This window comes from Bradyrhizobium sp. ORS 285, assembly GCF_900176205.1.
In the GTDB taxonomy this organism is placed as follows: domain Bacteria; phylum Pseudomonadota; class Alphaproteobacteria; order Rhizobiales; family Xanthobacteraceae; genus Bradyrhizobium.
The window spans coordinates 3,675,642-3,692,938 of record NZ_LT859959.1 but is presented as its reverse complement, the minus strand read 5'-3'; the positions used below and the strand labels follow the sequence as shown (position 1 = coordinate 3,692,938).

The 17,297-nt window shown below is 63.5% G+C and carries 19 protein-coding genes, 2 tRNA genes and 1 pseudogene; 11 read left to right on the top strand and 11 right to left on the bottom strand.

Annotated elements, in window-relative coordinates:
* Nucleotides 1–26 precede the first annotated feature (26 nt).
* Nucleotides 27–242: a hypothetical protein gene (locus BRAD285_RS16575; RefSeq protein ID WP_006614763.1), complete on the top strand. Its 216-nt coding sequence runs from the start codon at nucleotides 27–29 to the stop codon at nucleotides 240–242.
* A 274-nt stretch (nucleotides 243–516) separates the two neighbouring features.
* On the opposite strand, the gene BRAD285_RS16570 is transcribed toward BRAD285_RS16575, so the two are convergent.
* Entirely contained in the window at nucleotides 517–1,269 is a 753-nt protein-coding gene (locus tag BRAD285_RS16570; RefSeq protein WP_006614762.1) for a hypothetical protein, read from the bottom strand.
* A gap of 207 nt (nucleotides 1,270–1,476) precedes the next feature.
* Here BRAD285_RS16570 and BRAD285_RS16565 point away from each other — a divergent pair, with 207 nt between their 5' ends.
* Together BRAD285_RS16565 and BRAD285_RS16560 are read left to right on the top strand one after the other, a co-directional pair.
* Nucleotides 1,477–1,809, top strand: coding sequence for a Rieske 2Fe-2S domain-containing protein (locus BRAD285_RS16565; RefSeq protein ID WP_006614761.1), 333 nt, complete (start codon nucleotides 1,477–1,479; stop codon nucleotides 1,807–1,809).
* A gap of 218 nt (nucleotides 1,810–2,027) precedes the next feature.
* Nucleotides 2,028–2,102, top strand: a tRNA-Glu gene (locus BRAD285_RS16560).
* Between the two features lie 169 nt (nucleotides 2,103–2,271).
* On the opposite strand, the gene BRAD285_RS16555 is transcribed toward BRAD285_RS16560, so the two are convergent.
* Nucleotides 2,272–2,721, bottom strand: coding sequence for a hypothetical protein (locus BRAD285_RS16555; RefSeq protein ID WP_035648443.1), 450 nt, complete (start codon nucleotides 2,719–2,721; stop codon nucleotides 2,272–2,274).
* A 72-nt stretch (nucleotides 2,722–2,793) separates the two neighbouring features.
* Here BRAD285_RS16555 and BRAD285_RS16550 point away from each other — a divergent pair, with 72 nt between their 5' ends.
* Nucleotides 2,794–3,051, top strand: coding sequence for a PilZ domain-containing protein (locus BRAD285_RS16550; RefSeq protein WP_035648441.1), 258 nt, complete (start codon nucleotides 2,794–2,796; stop codon nucleotides 3,049–3,051).
* A gap of 306 nt (nucleotides 3,052–3,357) precedes the next feature.
* Here the strand turns inward: BRAD285_RS16550 and BRAD285_RS16540 are convergent.
* Both BRAD285_RS16540 and BRAD285_RS16535 read right to left on the bottom strand, forming a co-directional pair.
* Nucleotides 3,358–3,998: pseudogene (locus tag BRAD285_RS16540) on the bottom strand (glutathione S-transferase family protein).
* Nucleotides 3,999–4,291: 293 nt separating this feature from the next.
* Nucleotides 4,292–4,744, bottom strand: coding sequence for a VOC family protein (locus tag BRAD285_RS16535; RefSeq protein WP_006614755.1), 453 nt, complete (start codon nucleotides 4,742–4,744; stop codon nucleotides 4,292–4,294).
* A 580-nt stretch (nucleotides 4,745–5,324) separates the two neighbouring features.
* Here BRAD285_RS16535 and BRAD285_RS16530 point away from each other — a divergent pair.
* Complete coding sequence (locus BRAD285_RS16530) at nucleotides 5,325–5,627, top strand: HU family DNA-binding protein (RefSeq protein ID WP_006614754.1); 303 nt, start codon at nucleotides 5,325–5,327, stop codon at nucleotides 5,625–5,627.
* Nucleotides 5,628–6,089: 462 nt separating this feature from the next.
* On the opposite strand, the gene BRAD285_RS35420 is transcribed toward BRAD285_RS16530, so the two are convergent.
* Nucleotides 6,090–6,239, bottom strand: coding sequence for a hypothetical protein (locus tag BRAD285_RS35420; protein WP_157681685.1), 150 nt, complete (start codon nucleotides 6,237–6,239; stop codon nucleotides 6,090–6,092).
* A gap of 135 nt (nucleotides 6,240–6,374) precedes the next feature.
* On the opposite strand from BRAD285_RS35420, the gene BRAD285_RS16525 reads away from it, so the two are divergent.
* A complete protein-coding gene (locus BRAD285_RS16525; RefSeq protein ID WP_006614753.1) occupies nucleotides 6,375–6,659 on the top strand; it encodes a hypothetical protein in 285 nt (94 codons plus the stop codon).
* Between the two features lie 77 nt (nucleotides 6,660–6,736).
* Here the strand turns inward: BRAD285_RS16525 and BRAD285_RS35800 are convergent, their stop codons facing one another.
* A complete protein-coding gene (locus BRAD285_RS35800; protein WP_172889778.1) occupies nucleotides 6,737–6,901 on the bottom strand; it encodes a hypothetical protein in 165 nt (54 codons plus the stop codon).
* A 344-nt stretch (nucleotides 6,902–7,245) separates the two neighbouring features.
* On the opposite strand from BRAD285_RS35800, the gene BRAD285_RS16520 reads away from it, so the two are divergent.
* From BRAD285_RS16520 to BRAD285_RS16510, 3 genes are all read left to right on the top strand, one after another.
* On the top strand, nucleotides 7,246–8,007 hold the full coding sequence (locus BRAD285_RS16520) for a Sir2 family NAD-dependent protein deacetylase (RefSeq protein WP_035648479.1): 762 nt from the start codon (nucleotides 7,246–7,248) through the stop codon (nucleotides 8,005–8,007).
* Between the two features lie 196 nt (nucleotides 8,008–8,203).
* Entirely contained in the window at nucleotides 8,204–8,857 is a 654-nt protein-coding gene (locus BRAD285_RS16515; RefSeq protein WP_006614751.1) for a cold-shock protein, read from the top strand.
* Between the two features lie 181 nt (nucleotides 8,858–9,038).
* Nucleotides 9,039–9,115: transfer RNA gene (locus BRAD285_RS16510), tRNA-Pro, on the top strand.
* A gap of 100 nt (nucleotides 9,116–9,215) precedes the next feature.
* On the opposite strand, the gene BRAD285_RS16505 is transcribed toward BRAD285_RS16510, so the two are convergent.
* The 3 genes from BRAD285_RS16505 to BRAD285_RS16495 form a co-directional block, all read right to left on the bottom strand.
* On the bottom strand, nucleotides 9,216–11,237 hold the full coding sequence (locus BRAD285_RS16505) for an acyltransferase family protein (RefSeq protein WP_157681684.1): 2,022 nt from the start codon (nucleotides 11,235–11,237) through the stop codon (nucleotides 9,216–9,218).
* Between the two features lie 689 nt (nucleotides 11,238–11,926).
* Nucleotides 11,927–12,331 (bottom strand): hypothetical protein, encoded by a 405-nt coding sequence (locus BRAD285_RS16500; protein WP_006614749.1) that lies wholly within the window; start codon nucleotides 12,329–12,331, stop codon nucleotides 11,927–11,929.
* Between the two features lie 176 nt (nucleotides 12,332–12,507).
* Entirely contained in the window at nucleotides 12,508–13,650 is a 1,143-nt protein-coding gene (locus BRAD285_RS16495; RefSeq protein ID WP_006614748.1) for an OpgC domain-containing protein, read from the bottom strand.
* A gap of 225 nt (nucleotides 13,651–13,875) precedes the next feature.
* Between BRAD285_RS16495 and BRAD285_RS16490 the strand changes: the two genes are divergently transcribed.
* A complete protein-coding gene (locus BRAD285_RS16490) occupies nucleotides 13,876–14,181 on the top strand; it encodes an ETC complex I subunit (RefSeq protein WP_006614747.1) in 306 nt (101 codons plus the stop codon).
* A gap of 52 nt (nucleotides 14,182–14,233) precedes the next feature.
* On the opposite strand, the gene BRAD285_RS16485 is transcribed toward BRAD285_RS16490, so the two are convergent.
* Nucleotides 14,234–14,722, bottom strand: coding sequence for an Lrp/AsnC family transcriptional regulator (locus BRAD285_RS16485; protein WP_006614746.1), 489 nt, complete (start codon nucleotides 14,720–14,722; stop codon nucleotides 14,234–14,236).
* Between the two features lie 5 nt (nucleotides 14,723–14,727).
* Nucleotides 14,728–15,369 carry a TetR/AcrR family transcriptional regulator gene (locus BRAD285_RS16480; protein WP_006614745.1) on the bottom strand — a complete coding sequence of 214 codons (642 nt, stop codon included), beginning with the start codon at nucleotides 15,367–15,369 and terminating at the stop codon, nucleotides 14,728–14,730.
* A gap of 319 nt (nucleotides 15,370–15,688) precedes the next feature.
* Between BRAD285_RS16480 and BRAD285_RS16475 the strand changes: the two genes are divergently transcribed.
* A complete protein-coding gene (locus BRAD285_RS16475) occupies nucleotides 15,689–17,296 on the top strand; it encodes a carboxyl transferase domain-containing protein (protein WP_006614744.1) in 1,608 nt (535 codons plus the stop codon).
* Nucleotide 17,297 lies beyond the last annotated feature (1 nt).

Genomic DNA, 17,297 nt, shown 5'->3' with positions numbered 1-17,297 from the left:
GCAGGCACTCTTTCACGGAGTTGGCTATGACCGCGTTGAATACAGGGCTCGAGCCGGGCCGGGCTTCGTTGGCCGGAGCCAGGAGCGATCGGCCGGACGGTCCGGCGCAGACGCCGATGTCGCAGCAGAGCGCCTTCGGCTGTCAGGGCTACGATATCCATCCGCAGGAGTTCGTCCGGCTGTCGGGCTGCCAGGAGCGTGCGCTGCGCCGCGAGAAGAAGCGCGCATTGATTTTGAGTTGATGGCTGGCGTTGCCCGGGTCTCAAATCCCGACCAGCCGATGAGCGAGCGGGTAACCCTGATTGCGTGCGGTGCTCGCCAGACGTGCAGTTTTGTCCGTCGCCTCGGTTTGCTCATCTCGCGTTAAATCATCATTAACCAGGCCGCGAGACCCTGTTCGCATACTCCCCCAGGAGTGCGACGGAACCGGACGGCCGGAGCCGGCAGTCGCGACAAGAGGCCGGCGGCGTAACGCCCGCCGGCCTTTTTGCGTCGGCCGTTAGGCTCAGGCGGCGCTCAGTTGCGGCGCGCGAGCGAGCGCAGGAAGCCCTGGTATTCCTCATTCAGCTCCATGTCGACGGCCGGCGCGAGCTTCAGCAGGGTGTTGGCAATGAACGCCTGGTCGTTGCGCGGCTCCTCCAGCACCTCGCGCAGCACCGGGACGTTGTCCTCGATGTGATGCAGGAAGGCGACGCCCTTCTCGGCGGTCTCAGTCCAGCGTGCGCGCGTCCATTTGGCCAGCGGATACATGATCTCGTGGACGAAGTTGGATTTGCGCGCCTTCTCGAAGAAGCGCAGGCCCGCGCTCCAATATTCCTTGGCCCGCAGCGGCGGGGGCGGCAGGTCGCCCGCCAGCATTTTCTTGCCGGCCTGGCCGACGAAATCATCGAGCGTGGTCGGCGCGTCGATCGTGGTGCGGAAGTGCCACAGCGCGAACGAGCCCGGAAAATCTGGGCCCATCTGATCGAGCAGGGCGGTCTCGACCTTGTCGACCGCGGCTTTGTCGCCCTTCAGCGCCGCCGTCATCGCGAACGCAAACAGCGCATCGTTGCCGACCTCGTGCACGCCGCCATTCTTGAGCTGCGCGGGCGATAGAGCCGGTGTCTTGCCGTCCGCGGGCACAGTGGCCTCGCCGCTGCGCTGCGCCTTGATGAAGGCGGTGATCTCGAGCCAGCCCATCAGATGGGCGATGAAGGCGTCGGGATCGACATGGACGATGGCGAGGTTGAGCGGCTCCTTGCGTGTCCTCAGCTCCGTCATGTCGGTCATGTCGCACTCCGCCGCCGCTGTCCGCTGCTGCGACGTCGCTCTGTCGCGTTTGCGACAGGACGGCGCGTCCAGCGAGATCTCGACAGGAAGGCAGCAAGAAGGGTGCCATCGTCTTGCTGTGCTCGTGGGGACGAGGCGCAGTCGGAACGAGTCTTGCTCCGGCCATCGCTTGCGATCACCGCAACAAACGACGGAGAGGGACCGCGCATGTTCACCCGCGTCTGCAAGGCCGATACGATCGACGAAGGCGGCATGCGCCTGGTCATCGCCGACGCCCAGCTCATCATTCTCGCCTGGCCCGATAATGGGGAGCTGAAGGCGTTCCAGGGCGTCTGCCCGCATACGGCGGCGCCGATGGAGGAGGCCGGCTTCGACGGCCGGGTGCTGAGCTGTCCCGTGCACAATTGGACGTGGGATGCGCTGACGGGCGAGCCGCTGCACCCCCCGGAGAGCGCGCTGGCCGAATATCCGGTCAGGGTCGAGGAGGGCGTGGTCTATATCGACACCGACGGGATCTCGCCGTTGTTTGCGGCGCGTTGAGCATGGCGCGACCGGGCCGGTAAAGACGTCCATTGGCGGCTTGCCCGGGCGATCAAACGCCTCTATACGTTCGCCGCGCGCGGCACGGAATCACCTCCGGCGGTTCAGCCGACCTCGCAAATCGCGGCCACAAGCTGTTGTTTTGCAGACGGTTTTTCCTTGAGCGCGCAAACGGCGATGGCGCCGGGACCCTGTGTCTCCGTGACATCGTACGTCGTGCTCCCTTCGTCTATCGGTTAGGACGCCACCCTTTCACGGTGGAGAGAGCGGTTCGATTCCGCTAGGGAGCGCCATTGGCACCTTTTCCCCTTGATTTTATTGGTCGTTTCGGCGGCGCTTGAGCGTCGCCGATCAGAACGGCATCACGCTGGCCAAAGCATTTTTCGAAGGTCGGGCGAGGCGCCTGCGGCTCGCGGGGGTTTTGGCCGGTCCTAAACTGTCAATTGCCAAGAGCCAAACGCGTCAGCGCACGCAGACGGCATCGACATACGCATCGCCGCTTGGCGCGTTCGATCGGCCCACGATGCGAAACGCGCCTCCACATTCCTTCTTCAAGAGCTCCATCGCGTTTCGTTCATTATACGACTGCTGGAGTCCGCCATTGTAATAGGAGACCTCCAGATTATCGCCTGTGTGATAAACCACTGCAGGCTGCGCAAAGACTGTCGACTGAACCAGGCTGTTCCCACCATTGTCGGTCATGCAGCCGCTGACAAACAGCATCAAAACAACGATCAAACCAAACCGCATAGCGTCCTCCATGGTCAAATAGGAACGCAACTTGGGAGCGAGATCAATCCCAGCCGAGCCTTGAGCGGAGGCTTGCCGGGGGAAGCCCACAGCCGAAAACCGCTTCCGCCAGGGACCGCCACTGGCGTCGATTCTCACCCATTCGAATACCACGACCGTCATCGACGTGGTTGATCCAATCAACCGTCCATTAGGGTCCTTGCCGTACTGCAGCGGGCGAGCAGGAGCAGGATGATGGCCGCACCCAAGAAGCGGGAAGCCCGCAAGTCGATGAGGCAGCCGGCGTGGATCACGCTGGAGGGCGGATTCGCGGTGCGCCATTGCCTCGTCCAGGACATCTCCAGCGCCGGCGCCAAGCTGACCCTGGAGGATGCGGCGGCGCTGCCGGCCACGATACGGCTCGCCTTCGCCCGGGATGCGCGCACCGGCCGGCTGTGCCAGGTGGTGTGGCGCCGCGGCGCCTCGGTCGGCGTCAAGTTCATCGGCAAGTAGCGCATCGGCCATCGCGTCCGCGCCGCTGACGCGCTATCAAGCTGGTATGTGCAGGTCTTTCAGTCTTGGCATCATCGCGTGGCTCGCGGTTGCGCTGCCCGCATCTGCCGGTTCGCCGGGGACATCGCTCCTGACGTCGAACGCCGCGGGTGGCGGCAAGCCGCTGTCTCGGCCCGCTGTCGTCAATCGAAATCCCTGTGCCTCCTACGGCGCGATCTTCGTCCGCATCGAAGGCACGGACACCTGCGTGAAGGTCGGCGGGGCGCTGCGCCTCGAGACAGGCACGTCCGTCGGGCGCTGACGCCCTTACGACAGCGGCGGCGCGATGTGGCGGATGAAGGCCGGCCGCTGCGCGATGCGTTCGTACCAGCGGGTCAGGTTCGGCAGCTCCGGCTTCTCGACGCCTTCGACTCCGAACCAGCGCCGCGCGTAGGCGCCGAGCGCGAGGTCTGCCAGCGTGAAGCTCTCCGCTTCGACATGGCTGCGGTGGCCAGGTGCGCGTCGAGGACGCGCCACATCGTCGCGGCGTCGTCGGCGGCCTTCTGCAGTGCGATCATGTCGCGCTCTTCGGGCGGGGTGCGCACCAGGCCCCAGAACAGTGGGCGCTCGGTCGGCTGCACCGTCGACAGCGTCCAGTCGAGCCAGCGCTCGATCGCGGCGCGGTGCCGCGGCTGCGCAGGGTAGAGCAGGGTGTCACGGCCATAGGCCAGGCAGAGATAGCGCATGATCGCATTGCTCTCCCACAGCACGAAGTCGCCGTCGACCAGCGTCGGGATGCGGCCGTTGGGGTTCATCGCGAGATAGTCGGCCTCGTTGTTGCGGCCGAACTGCATGCCGGCATCGATGCGCTCGTAGCCGAGATCGAGCTCGGCAAGACACCACAGCACCTTCTGCACGTTGACCGAATTGATGCGGCCCCAGATCGTCAATTGCTTCGCGGTGGGCACGTGCGGCTCCTGTGTTTTTCCGCTGATCGTCATAGCGCATCTCACGCAAAAAGCCCCGCTTTTGGCGGGGCTTTTCGGTTGAACGCGTCGCGCGATCAGTCTCTCAGTCGTTCCCGGCGATCAGCGGCCGAAGAACAGCCACAGCAGAATGATCACCGGGATCGGCACGCCCAACAACCACAGCAAGATTCCTCGACCCATCTCGGCCTCCTCATGTCCTCTCCGTCAATCGGGGCGACAACGCGAGGGTGGCCTTGATGTTCCGGACCTGTGTGCGGACGATTGCGAGGTGTCTACCAGTGGCCGGTGTTCGGCATCGACAGCCAAGGCTCGGCCGGCGCCTTCGGCTCGCCCTTCTGCAGCAGCTCGATCGAGTGCAGGTCGGGCGAGCGGACGAACGCCATGTTGCCGTCGCGCGGCGGCCGATTGATGGTGACGCCGAGCTTCATCAGGCGATCGCAGGTGGCGTAGATGTCGTCGACCTCATAGGCGAGGTGGCCGAAGAAGCGATCCTCGCCGTATTTTTCCTCGTCCCAATTGTAGGTCAGCTCGACCAGCGGTGCGCCGCGCGTCGAGGGCAGGCTCTTCAGCAGGTGTTCATCTTCGGGTGCGCAGAGAAACACCAGGGTGAATCGGCCCTTGTCGTTGTCGATCCGGCGGACCTCCTTGAGGCCGAGCGCATCGGAATAGAATTTCAGCGCGACGTCGAGATTGCGCACGCGCAGCATGGTGTGGAGATAACGCATCGTCCTGGTCTCCCTGAGCTTGAAGCGGTTGTTCAACGGCCGCCTGCGGATGCCGATCCATAGCAGCAATCGCCTTGTTTGCGCATCACGCCGCGGCCTTCAGCAATGCCGGCTCGCGCGGAATTGTGGGGCGCGCGATGAGGCTGCGGTCGGGTCGGAAGGCTGCGAATCGCTGTTTTCAGCGGTGATTCGGAGCGCGAGCGAACGCGCGCCATGCGGGCGTATACGGGTTTTTCAGCGCTTTTTGCAGGTGATGTGCGACCAAAATCACGCAGCAGCATCGAAAATGCCTGGAAATATAGGGGAAAATGAATCGCATGCTCCGTTCGATCGGCATCGCAGCTTGACTTCTCCGCGCTCCGTTGGAATTTTGGCGCCGCTGTGGGTGCTTCGGGGCCCCTTGAAATGCAGGAGAATCCCGAAAATCGCGGGGTGCTACACCACCAGACGACTGAAGTCCCGGCTGTGCAATGCAGCCAGAAAACCCCGACCAGTCTGCGCAGCAATGCGCTGATAGCCGCGCAGTCGTCACGTCATTCATCAGTGCCAATCACATCGGTACCAATCACAAGGAGATACGATGGCTACCCAACTGTCCAAGTCGCAACTGATCGAGAAGATCGCGACCACCACCGAGCTGTCCAAGCGTGACGTCAAGAACGTCATGGAGACGCTCACCGACGTCGGCCACAAGGAGCTGAAGAAGAACGGCGTGTTCCTGGTGCCGGGCTTCGCCAAGTTCGTCGTCGTCAAGAAGCCGGCCGTCAAGGCGCGCAAGGGCACCAACCCCTTCACCGGCGAAGAGATGATGTTCAAGGCCAAGCCGGCCCGCAAGATCGTGCGCGCTCGCCCGGTCAAGGCCGCCAAGGACGCGGTCGCCTGATCAGACTTCGTCAGTCGTGATGGCGACCAGAGGCCCCCTGCAAAGGGGGCCTTTTTCGTTGCGGCATGTTGGTGTGTTGTGGCCCTGAAGCCGCTATCGCGGCCGCTGTGCGAGAGGGCCGGAAACGACAGCAGCGCCAGCGCGACGGAATATCTTCGTCGCGTGGCGCCACCCTCGAACACTGGGCCCTGAAATCCCCAGTACTGATGTGTCTTGGCTCCCAGTGAAAAGGTTCAAGGCCCGCGCGAGAACGGCTGGGTGAGCCGCTGGGAGGCGCAGGCAGGCCCGGAGCGCGGGCAGGCCGTCGAGACACGGCATCCCAAGCCGATCGTCTCAGACGGGCCCCCTAGGACAACCAGGTCATATTGCGCAGCAAGCTATTGATCTCTGAGCTTCAGATCGAACGGGACGGTCTGTGGATATGCTGCGGATGAACTGTGGAGAGCCTGTGGGGAAGAGGCCTCACAGTCGATCCGGATCCGCCTGTCCCGTCTCGCTGCTGTGCACGTCCAGTCCCGTGACGGATGTCTCCGCTCCGTGGTGACGCGAGGCGACCAGCACGAAGCCGCCATAGCCGATGATGTTGAACAGAAGTTCCAGCCAGGATGCCATGACCGATCCACGTTGAACGTGAGTGAACGTCCTCAGCTACCCGCGGTTCCGCTCGTCTTGGTCGAGCCTCTGCCTGCAACCAATTCGCCGGCGTCTGCGTTGTTTGGACGCATCGGAATTTGGAGGATATTGACCATGAGAAAGACTTTGGCTGTTCTGACCGCCGCAGGCGCGATTGCCGCCACCGCGCTGGCCGTCCCTGCGCCGGCTGAGGCGCGCGGCCTCGGACCGGGACTGGCATTCGGCCTCGCCGCTGGAGCACTGACGGCTGGCGCCATCGCGTCCTCGCATCCCTACTACTATGGCCCGAGCTACGGCTATTACGACTACGGTCCGCGATACGCGTATGGGCCGGGACCGTATGCCTATTATGGCGGACCCTACTATCACAGCCACCACTACTGGCGTCACCACTGGTAAGCGCGCGCCAAACCAAAGAAGAAGAGCCCGGACGGCAACGTGCCTCCGGGCTTTTCTTCGTGTTGCGGAATACGTCTCTATTCCGCGGCTTCGCCGCGCTTGGCCTTCCGCCAAGCCTCCCGCGCGAACTGCTCGCGCTCGCGCGCGAACCTGTCCTGGGTGGACTTGAATTGTGCAATCCTGGCCGTGATCTCGGCACGCTCCTGAGTGCGCCGATCGTCCTGCGTCTGGTTCTGTCCCACGGATCCTCTCTGCTCCGGTCGCTATCCGGCGAGTCCAGCCATGAGACGCGTGACAAACTTCCTGGCGAATCGCTGGCGCGATGTGGATGCCCGATTGAGGCGTGATTGCGGAGGGACGTGGCCCGGACGATATGATGCACGGGTTTTGCTGAGTGGTGCGGCGGCAAGGCACACATCTGTTCTGTCTGGCGGTAGAGACGCTCGGCAGGGACTCGTCTCGCTTGCAGCGCGAAGCGCATGGTTCCAACTGATGCAGGATTGACTCAGTACCGCCAGCGGCGCGCCATGACATGGTATGAGGGGAAGCGAATGATCCGATGTGTGACGCGCGGGAGCCGCCGCTGATGATTGCATCCGATCTGCAGGACGGCGTGAACCGGCTAGGCGACATGATCGCCGCTGCACGCGTGATCGTGCCATTTACCGGGGCCGGGATTTCGACGGAAGCCGGCATTCCCGATTTCCGCTCCCCGGGAGGGCTGTGGACGCGTAACCGGCCGATCCATTTCGAGGAATTCGTCGCCAGCCAGGACGCGCGCGACGAGGCGTGGCGCCGGCGCTTCGCGATGCAGGACACCTTTGCCGCGGCGCGACCGGGCCGCGGTCACCGCGCGCTTGCCGCGCTCTACAGGGCGGGAAAGATTCCCGCGGTCATCACCCAGAACATCGACAACCTGCACCAGGACTCAGGCTTCGCGGGGGATCACGTCATCGAGCTGCATGGCAACACCACCTATGCACGCTGCATCGGATGTGGGCAGCGCTATGAGCTGGATTGGGTGCAGCAGCGGTTCATCGCCGACGGCGCCGCGCCGGATTGTCCGGCATGCGCCGAGCCGGTGAAGGCGGCGACGGTCTCGTTCGGCCAGGCGATGCCGGAGAATGAGATGCAGCGCGCGACCGAGCTTGCGCAGCATTGCGATCTGTTTCTCGCCATCGGCTCATCGCTGGTTGTATGGCCGGCGGCGGGCTTTCCATTGATGGCAAAGCAGGCGGATGCACGACTGGTGATCATCAACCGGGAACCGACCGATCAGGACGACGTTGCCGACCTCGTCATCCATCACGACATCGGCGAAGTGCTCGGTTCGTTCGTCCGTAATTGAACGGAAATTGATGCATTTTTGTCGGCAAGTCTGTTCATATGCCTCACTGAATCCGATTTTTGTCTATGCGCGGCACGAGGGAATGTTATCTTTGATTCGAGAGATTCGCGTGAATCGTCTTGGGTATAAGTGATGAGCACGCGCAGACGCCGTTGCAGGGGTGGCGGCTCACAATTCATCTGTGAGGTCCGGGGTTATGGGGTCGGACGGATTTGAGTCCAAGAAGCTTGGAGTACCGGTTGCTGGTGTAGCTACACCAAACCGGCTCGGGGCTGACTATCAGAGCGGTATAGCGCGCGATCAGGCGATCGATGCATTGGCTGGTCTCGGCGAGAACCTCGTCGAAATCAGCGGCGTCATCAAATGGTTCGACGCGTCGAAGGGATACGGCTTCATCGTTCCCGACAATGGTTGGCCGGATGTGCTGCTGCACGTCACGGTGCTCAGGCGAGACGGATATCAGACGGCCTATGAGGGTGCCCGTCTGGTCGTCGAGTGCGTCCAGCGTGCCAAGGGCTATCAGGCCTTCCGCATCGTCTCGATGGACGAGTCGACGGCGATCCATCCGGCGCAGATGCTGCCGCCGCGCACCCATGTGACGGTGACACCGACCAGTGGATTGGAGCGGGCCCAGGTCAAGTGGTTCAACCGTTTGCGCGGTTTCGGCTTCGTCACCTGCGGCGAGGGGAGCCCGGATATCTTCGTCCACATGGAGACCCTGCGCCGCTTCGGCATGACCGAGCTGCGTCCGGGCCAGTGGGTTCTGGTCCGCTATGGGCCGGGCTCCAAGGGGATGATGGCCGCTGAGATCCACCCCGAGGCGGGATCGCCGGCGCTATCCTCGCACTGAGCGGACGCTTCGATCGCTTTCGCAGAGCCCCGGGATCCGGGGCTTTGTCGGTTTTTGGGATGTCGTTCTTGGGATTGAGCTTTTTCGGACGATGGCTCATGAGCCGCGCCTGCGGCTTGCTGCGGGCGTCGCGACCGTGTAGTGACGTGGTCACTCCACAACAGTGGTCCTTCGAGGACATCGGGGTATAGCGCAGCCTGGTAGCGCGGCAGTTTTGGGTACTGCAGGTCGTTGGTTCGAATCCAGCTGCCCCGACCATCTCGACCGTTGAATCTCCTACGTTTTTGCCACGCAATTCTGACGGGCGGCTCTGATATTGCTCGCCGGCGTCGCCCTGGCACGCGATCAGGACTGGAGATCATTGGGGGACACCAGCCGCGGCCCTTGGTCCAAGGGAGGACGGCGCTTCTTCATCGCTGCGGAAAAAGCCGTCGAGTTGTGGTTTCAGCCGCTCGATGACGTAGTGCGACCCCTCCGGCGTGAGGTGCAGCGTGTCCCATACGATCGGCGTATCCGTGTTCGCTGTCAGCGGGCAAATCCGGTTCGGGCAGGCGGCCCGCAGCACCGAGATGAATCTGACGTTCTCATAGCGGCGCGACAGCTGCCTCAGATGGTCATCGGCGGCGAAGCTCGCATCGAGCGCAACGAACGATTTGTCGGGCGGGAAGTGAGTCAGGTCCCGGCTGACCAGGCTGCTGGCGAGCGGTACGGGAAATTCGATCGAGGGACCAAATAGCAGGACGGGCAGATCTGCGTCGTTCGCCGTCGCCAGGGTCGCGCTGAGATAGGCGTCGAGTGCAGGCGTGGTATAATCGGCTCGTTCGCTGGCGGTCGCAGCCGACGGCGGCAATTGCCCGTGCAGGTAGGCGCGCCAATGCGCTGAGATGATGATCGCCGAAAGCCTGCGGCTGCGGATGAGCTCGCCGATCCGTGCGGTGACCTCGTTACAATTGCTCGATCCGTCCTGGTGCAATCCGAGGAGCGGCGCGCAGCCCGCAGAGTTCAGCTGAAGCAGCTCATAGTGGGTAGCTGCGAAATAATCCTGGAGGGCGGGGATATAGTGAGCCGCGGTGCTGTCACCGACGATCAGCACGTTCTTCCTGTCGGCGGCGAATGCCAGGCATTCCGAGCTCCGATAGACCGAGATCGGCTCTTGCCGATCGAGGAAGCAGACGTGCTGGCGGTAGTAGGGGACGAGCGCCGCGGAATCGTATCTCAGCATCCGCTGCTGCGCCTGCGGATAGCGATTTGGATAGCCGTTGCCGATGATCCCAACCGAAGCGATCGCGATCAGGAGCGACGAGGCCACCGCGATCAGGCTGGTGATGCGCAACTCCCTCCACATGACTGTCGCGCGGGCGGGAGCTTCGACCAGGCGATAAGTCACGCAAGCGAGGACGATTGAGCACAACAAGAACAGGCCGCTCGCTGCCGGTCCCGTCGCCCAGTCGCGCGGCAGCGCCGCCGTTCCGAGCACGAACACGGGCCAGTGCCAAAGGTAGAGCGAGTAGGAGATCTTGCCGAAGAAAAGACCGGCGGCTTCTGCTGGTAAAGGCGGCCGCGATCCCTCTCCGTTGAACGCGAAGATGAAGAGCGCGGCGCCCAGACATGGGACCAGGGCATGCACGCCGGGGAAGCGCGTTTCCGGGCTGAACAGGGCGACGGGCAGCAGCATCGCCGCCAAGCCGGCCAACGCGAAGGCACAGCGGATCCTGAAGTCCGAGGGCGACCAGCGTTCAGCGAGATAGACGACCCCGCCGATGAGAAACTCCCAGGCCCGCAGCGGTGAAAGATAGAACGCCGCCTGCGCCTGCTGCTTGATCATGAGCTCGTCGAGGACGCAGAGCCCCACGGCGCCGCCGACGACGAGCAGCAGCGACCAGCGTGACGAAGGATCCCGAAAGCACTTGCTCCACAACCACGTCGCCAGCGGAAAGACGAAGTAGAACTGCTCTTCGACCGACAGCGACCAGGTGTGAAGCAGGACTTTGCTGATCCCCGGCAGGTCGAAATAGCCGGCTTGGGACCAGAAGTAGATGTTCGATCCGAACAGCAGCGTGGCGACGGCGCTCTCGAAGAACGCCCGGTAGTCATGGGGCGGCGCGAGATGCCACGCGCAGATGCCGGTCGCGAGCAGAACCACGTAGAGCGCCGGCAAGAGTCGTCTGGCGCGCCGCTCGTAGAAATTCACGAACGAGAATGAATCGATGCGGATGTCGGCCCAGATCAGTCGGGAGATCAGGAAGCCGGAAATGACGAAGAAGATGTCGACCCCGACGAAGCCGCCGCCAAAGCCGGGGACGTCGTAGTGGAATCCGATGACCGAGAAGACTGCGATGGCGCGCAGATAGTCCACGTCGGGGCGGAATGACAAACGCATCACAGTCAGCCGCACCTTCCATACCCCGACACCTAGCGCGTCGCGGACACAAGGCGAAATGAATGGCAATATTTGGTAACAAGCCGACGAAGACGGAGTTGGGCTGGCGATCTCGGCGAAGGGCCGCGAGCCCGCCGCGATGCCGACGACGTGCCGCCTTTGATGTGGCGAGTTCAGGCCGATAGCGTGCCGATTCTCAGAAGCGCGATGATGGCTTCGATGGCTTCGGTCTCGCTGCCGTCAGGACAAGGAATGACCTCCGCGAGCATTGGCGGGCGCGCTCGGCAGGCATCGGCCATTGCGAGACCGAGGCTGCGGCAGCTTCAATGAATCGGATGTTGTCGACCAGCAAGCCTGTGCCGAATGCTCAGCATGGGCCGTCCATGCCGGCGCGGTCGACGAAAAAGTTCGGATGCTCCCGCAGCGGCAAGACCCGGGAGCATCCGAAGTGGTGCGGGTGAATCCGGGGAAGGAACATCCGCCAGCCGTCACATCATCGCAATCGAGATTTCGCGTCTTTGCGCTAAATCAAATCAATCGCGCGGGTGCCGACGCGCTCCTTGAGCATCGTGTCAGCCGCGTTCAGATGGCTGGTCAAAGCAACCCCGGCCGCGATCGGCGGCCGGCGTGAAGGCGAGTGTCCAATCGACCCGGCACCGGCCGGGTCTTGTCATCAGTTGCGGCGATGCTCAGCCCGCGGTGCCCGTCATCACGCGCGGCGGCGCCATCTTGAAGTGCTGCTTGGCGTAGGCGACGATCTGGCGATCGGTCGGATGATCGGCGGCCTCGACGGCCACGATGCGCTTGCCGACGGCGGGATGCTTCTCGTGCAGGTACTTGGCAAGCTCGGTCTTGGCGCTGGCCGGGCCGATGATCAGGATCTCGCCGGCATCGTTGAGCGCGTGCGCGATCTCCTCGAGGAAATGCTTGTCCGGCGCCGCGTGGCCGCTGCCGATCGAGTTGGCCTTGTGATGCAGATGCTTGGTCTGCAGCTGCGGATGCAGTGTCAGTTCGTCGGCGCCGGTGAGGCCGATGTGAAACAGCTTGGCCCCGCTGTGATCGAGCCACACGACGGCATGGAAATGGGTCGGCATGATCTGGTCCTCGTCAGCAAATTGTCAGCAATCGCCGTGGCGGCTGGCGCGCTCGTGGAGAGCGCGCGCCGCGGCAAGCGGCCTCTCTTGTGCTGCGGACCTTAGCGAGCCCGAAACCGGGCCCCTTGATGCAGGTCAACCGATGCGCCGTCGCGAACGCGGCTTGTCTGCGTCCGCTATTTCGGAGCAGGCGGCTTCGGCAACGGCTTGTCCTGCCGCTTCGACCAGGAGATGTAATAGGCGACCGTCGTCATGATCGCGATGCCGGCGGCGCTGACCAGGATCTGGGCGAGCAGCGAGCCTGAGCTCAGCATCAGCGTGAAATGACCGATGAAGGACAGGAAGACGCCGACGCAGAACACGGCCAGCGATTGCTGGCCGCAGACCACCAGCGGATCGAACCCCTTCCACTCCAGCCCCGGCCATTCCTTCGGCACGAAGCGGATCACCATGATCACGATCACCACGAAATGCAGGAAACGATAGGGGGCGAGATTGGTCTTGTCGTTCGGGTTGAAGGCCGAATAGAGCCAGTGCGGAAACATCGCCCCGAGATCGGGGAAGCGGCCGGCCATGGTCATGACCAGCGCGAGCAGCAGGTAAGCGACGCAAAAATAGAGTGTCGCCGGGGCCATGATGATGCCCATCGAGCGGCGGGCGCCGCCGAGCGCGCACCATGAGCCGAATACGAACAGCACCTGCCAGCAATACGGATTGAAGTACCAGGTGCCCGCCGGATAGGCGGCGAAATTCCAGCCCATCTGCCGCGCGACCAGCCACAGCACGATGGAGGCGATCATCGTCACGTCGGGCTGGCGCAGCATCATCCACAGCACCGGCGGGAAGAAGCCCATCAGCACGATATAGAGCGGCAGCACGTCGAGATTGACCGGCTTGAACTTCAGGATCAGGCCCTGCGCCAGGGTATCGCTGGCATGGTCGACGAGGCCGGCCACGTTGAACTCGTCGATGATCTCGGAGACGCCGAAGCGCGTGGCGAGATAGCTGATGGCCACAATGTAAATGACGAACAGCACGATGTGGGCGACGTAGAGCTGCCACACCCGCTTGAACAGCCGGGTGGCGCCGACGATGAAGCCGCGGTCGATCATCATGCGGGCATAGACGAACGAGGCCGTATAGCCGGAGATGAAGACGAACAGGTCGGCGGCGTCGCTGAAGCCGTAATTGCGGGTGGTAATCCAGTTCACCACATTGTCGGGGATGTGGTCGAGGAAGATCGCCCAGTTGGCAATCCCGCGAAACAGGTCGAGCCGAAGGTCGCGCCCCCTCTCGGGCAGCGTGGCATTGATTTTCATGGCCGCTTCAACGCACTGTTTTGAATGGAAAACGTTCGGGGAGCAGGGAGGCGCGGTAGCAGTCGAGCGAGATTGTCACGGGACGGCAGAATGACTATACGAGCACGATAAACGGTCACGTCCAGGATGGGAATCACCGTTCCGTGCTGAAGGATTCGTGTACCCCATCCCGGCCGTTTCCGCCAAACGCATGACGAACCGCTGCTCCGAGAGGCTCTTCCAGCCATGACCGCACGCATTTTCAAGCCGGCCAAGAACGCGATGCAATCGGGCAAGGCCAAGACCCGCGACTGGCAGCTCGATTACGAGCCCGAGCAGCCGCGCGCGGTCGAGCCGCTGATGGGCTGGACGTCGTCTTCGGACATGAACCAGCAGGTCACCCTGCGCTTCGACAGCAAGGAAGAGGCGATCGCCTATTGCGAGCGCAAGGGCATCCCGTACCAGGTGATCGAGCCCAAGGAGCCGGTGAAGCGGCAAGTCGCCTATGCCGACAATTTCTCGTTCCGCCGCGGCGAGCCTTGGACGCACTGATCGGGACAGACTATTGGCTTGGGGCAGGGCTAGCCGGCCGTGTCTTCGAGCCTTAATCGGGCGTACCGTCCGCAGCGGGGATCGGCAGGGGTCCGTCTTTGGACTGCCCGAGCGACGGCAAGCTTCTGATGGTGCGAACGCCGGGCAGGGCAGCAAATTGTCGCAGCTGCCGGCTCATGCCCTCCACCCCGGTCGAGACGCATTTCAGCAGGAAGTCCGCGTCTCCCGACAACCGCCAGCATTGCTGCACCCATGGCAGCGGCATGATCGCCGCCTCGAACGCCGCCAGCGTGGCCTGGTTCTGGCTCTCGAGCTGGATCGTCACGAACGAGACGACCTCATACCCCAGCGCGCGTTCGTCGATCGTGGCGCGGATCGCCTTGATCACGCCGCTGCCGCGCAACGCGCGGACCCGGCGCAGGCAGTTCGGATGCGAGATGCCGACGCGGTCGGCCAGCTCATTGATGCGCATGCGACCGTCGGCCTGGAGCTCCGCGAGGATCCTGCGGTCGATCGCGTCGAGGTCGGGGCGCTCTGCCATCGCCTTTATGCCTGTTCGCCCGTTCTGCCGTCACCGCCCGAGGGGGATGCCGCGCTGTGCGGCATGACGCCTGAGAGCACGAGCTTTTCGTGGGCCGCGATGATCGCGTCCTTGGTGAGCCGGCCGCCCGGACGATACCAGCTGCACAGCCCGGTCAGCAGCGCAATGATGGCAAAGGTCGCGACCTGGATGTCATCCACGTCGAATACGCCCTCGGCGACACCATCGGTGAGGATATCGGCAAGCCGGCGCTCATAGGCCCCGCGCAGCGCCACCACGGCCTCATAGTTGCGCGGCTCGAGACTGCGCAGCTCTGAGTTGGCAATGAAGACCTCGCGCTTCCGGGTCATGTGATAGCTGACATGGAAGGCGACGAACGCTCTGAGACGTTCGACCGAACCCTGCTTGTCCTGGAGCGCCAGCTCGAGCTCGCTCAGGAGGTCGTTGATGTGGTCCTGGATCAGCTGCGACAGCAGCTCCTGCTTGGTGCTGATGTGGTTGTAGAGCGAGCCCGGCTGGATGCCGACCTCGGCGGCGAGCTGGCGCAGGCTCATGGCCTCGTAGCCGTGCTCGAAGATCAGCCGCAGGCCGGCCTTGCGGATCGCCTCCATCGTCGTCGGACCATGTGACCCGATCGTGCGCGCCATCTCGTCCTCGCCAGACTCGTTCCGCGGGGCGATCTCCGGAGATCGCGGACGCGGCGGCCAGTGTCAAAACCCGTGTCGTCTCAAAGGGCTGCTGCCCGGATCAAACCATACAACAATCCTCTTGAGAACTCGATATAAAAACGTATGATCGTTTAATTCGAGAGCGACGGACGGCCTGAATGGCCGCGAAAGGTCCAGGGAGGACAGCATGCCGGCAGAGGTGATACACCCGTGGTTGCGGCGAACCTCCCCGTCGCGCGCAGTCTGACGCGTGCTCCCCGCGGCTTTCCCTCCAAGCTGAGACACGAAGACGCCGATCATGACGCTTCATTCCACCATCGATCCCTCGTCAACCGAGTTTGCACGCAATGCCGAGGCCATGCGCGCACTTGTTGCAGATCTGCGCGGCAGACTGGCGCAGGTCGCCGACGGCGGCGGCGAGGTCTCGCGCAAGCGGCACCTCGCGCGCGGCAAGATGCTGGCCCGGCAACGCGTCGACCTGCTGCTGGACCCCGGCACGGCCTTCCTCGAACTGTCGCCGCTCGCGGCGCACGGCCTCTACGGCGGCGATGTCCACTCCGCGAGCATCGTGACCGGCATCGGCCGCATCGCGGGCCGCGAATGCGTGGTCGTCGCCAATGACGCCACCATCAAGGGCGGCACCTATTATCCGATGACGGTGAAGAAGCACCTGCGCGCCCAGGATATCGCGCGGCAGAACAATCTGCCCTGTGTCTACATGGTCGATTCCGGCGGTGCCTTCCTGCCGCTGCAGGACGAGATCTTTCCGGACGAGCGGCATTTCGGCCGCATCTTCTTCAATCAGGCGCAGATGTCGGCCGCGGGCATCCCGCAACTCGCGATCGTCATGGGGTCGTGTACGGCGGGCGGCGCCTATGTGCCGGCGATGTCTGACGAGAGCATCATCGTGCGCAACCAGGGCACGATCTTCCTCGGCGGCCCGCCGCTGGTGAAGGCCGCGACCGGCGAGGTCGTCAGCGCCGAGGAGCTCGGCGGCGCCGACGTGCATTCGCGGCAGTCCGGCGTGACCGATCACTACGCGCAGAACGATGCCCATGCGATCGGCATCGCGCGCCGCATCGTCGGCACCTTGAAGCCGCCGGGTGCGCGCACGGTGCTGAACATGCGCGAGGTCCGTGAGCCGCGCTATCAGGCCGAGGAAATCTACGGCGTGGTGCCGGCAGATGGTCGCAAGCCGTTCGACGTGCGCGACATCATCGCCCGGGTGGTCGACGGCTCGGAGTTCGACGAGTTCAAGAAGCTCTACGGCCAGACGCTGGTGTGCGGCTTCGCCCACATCTTCGGCTATCCCGTCGGCATCATCGCTAACAACGGCATCCTGTTCAGCGAGAGCTCGCTGAAGGGCGCGCACTTCATCGAGCTGTGCTGCCAGCGCAACATCCCGCTGGTGTTCCTGCAGAACATCACCGGCTTCATGGTCGGCAAGAAATACGAGGCCGGCGGCATCGCCCGCGACGGCGCCAAGCTGGTGACCGCGGTCGCCACCGCCTCGGTGCCGAAGTTCACCGTCGTGATCGGCGGCTCCTATGGTGCCGGCAATTACGGCATGTGCGGGCGGGCGTACTCGCCGCGTTTCCTCTGGATGTGGCCGAACGCGCGCATCTCGGTGATGGGCGGCGAGCAGGCGGCGATGGTGCTGAGCCAGGTCCGCCGCGACGGCATCGAGGCCAAGGGTGAGAGCTGGCCGGCCGAAGAGGAAGAGAAATTTCGCAGCCCCATCCGCGCGCAATACGAGGCGCAGGGCAATCCATATTACGCAACCGCTCGGCTGTGGGACGACGGCGTGATCGATCCCGCCGACACCCGCCTCGTGCTCGGGCTCGGATTGTCAGCTGCCGCCAATGCCCCGGTCGAGCCGACCAAGTTCGGCCTGTTCAGGATGTGAT

Excerpts from the sequence above, each read along its gene's own strand:
- BRAD285_RS16555 (WP_035648443.1), bottom strand. The coding sequence starts at position 2,721 with ATGACGGTCGTGGTATTCGAATGGGTGAGAATCGACGCCAGTGGCGGT.
- BRAD285_RS16500 (WP_006614749.1), bottom strand. The coding sequence starts at position 12,331 with ATGCCGACCCATTTCCATGCCGTCGTGTGGCTCGATCACAGCGGGGCC.
- BRAD285_RS16490 (WP_006614747.1), top strand. The coding sequence starts at position 13,876 with ATGACCGCACGCATTTTCAAGCCGGCCAAGAACGCGATGCAATCGGGC.
- BRAD285_RS16515 (WP_006614751.1), top strand. The coding sequence starts at position 8,204 with ATGGGGTCGGACGGATTTGAGTCCAAGAAGCTTGGAGTACCGGTTGCT.
- BRAD285_RS16570 (WP_006614762.1), bottom strand. The coding sequence starts at position 1,269 with ATGACCGACATGACGGAGCTGAGGACACGCAAGGAGCCGCTCAACCTC.
- BRAD285_RS16550 (WP_035648441.1), top strand. The coding sequence starts at position 2,794 with ATGGCCGCACCCAAGAAGCGGGAAGCCCGCAAGTCGATGAGGCAGCCG.
- BRAD285_RS16535 (WP_006614755.1), bottom strand. The coding sequence starts at position 4,744 with ATGCGTTATCTCCACACCATGCTGCGCGTGCGCAATCTCGACGTCGCG.
- BRAD285_RS16475 (WP_006614744.1), top strand. The coding sequence starts at position 15,689 with ATGACGCTTCATTCCACCATCGATCCCTCGTCAACCGAGTTTGCACGC.
- BRAD285_RS35420 (WP_157681685.1), bottom strand. The coding sequence starts at position 6,239 with ATGGCATCCTGGCTGGAACTTCTGTTCAACATCATCGGCTATGGCGGC.
- BRAD285_RS16505 (WP_157681684.1), bottom strand. The coding sequence starts at position 11,237 with ATGCGTTTGTCATTCCGCCCCGACGTGGACTATCTGCGCGCCATCGCA.
- BRAD285_RS16485 (WP_006614746.1), bottom strand. The coding sequence starts at position 14,722 with ATGGCAGAGCGCCCCGACCTCGACGCGATCGACCGCAGGATCCTCGCG.
- BRAD285_RS16530 (WP_006614754.1), top strand. The coding sequence starts at position 5,325 with ATGGCTACCCAACTGTCCAAGTCGCAACTGATCGAGAAGATCGCGACC.
- BRAD285_RS16480 (WP_006614745.1), bottom strand. The coding sequence starts at position 15,369 with ATGGCGCGCACGATCGGGTCACATGGTCCGACGACGATGGAGGCGATC.
- BRAD285_RS16495 (WP_006614748.1), bottom strand. The coding sequence starts at position 13,650 with ATGAAAATCAATGCCACGCTGCCCGAGAGGGGGCGCGACCTTCGGCTC.
- BRAD285_RS16520 (WP_035648479.1), top strand. The coding sequence starts at position 7,246 with ATGATTGCATCCGATCTGCAGGACGGCGTGAACCGGCTAGGCGACATG.
- BRAD285_RS16575 (WP_006614763.1), top strand. The coding sequence starts at position 27 with ATGACCGCGTTGAATACAGGGCTCGAGCCGGGCCGGGCTTCGTTGGCC.
- BRAD285_RS16565 (WP_006614761.1), top strand. The coding sequence starts at position 1,477 with ATGTTCACCCGCGTCTGCAAGGCCGATACGATCGACGAAGGCGGCATG.
- BRAD285_RS16525 (WP_006614753.1), top strand. The coding sequence starts at position 6,375 with ATGAGAAAGACTTTGGCTGTTCTGACCGCCGCAGGCGCGATTGCCGCC.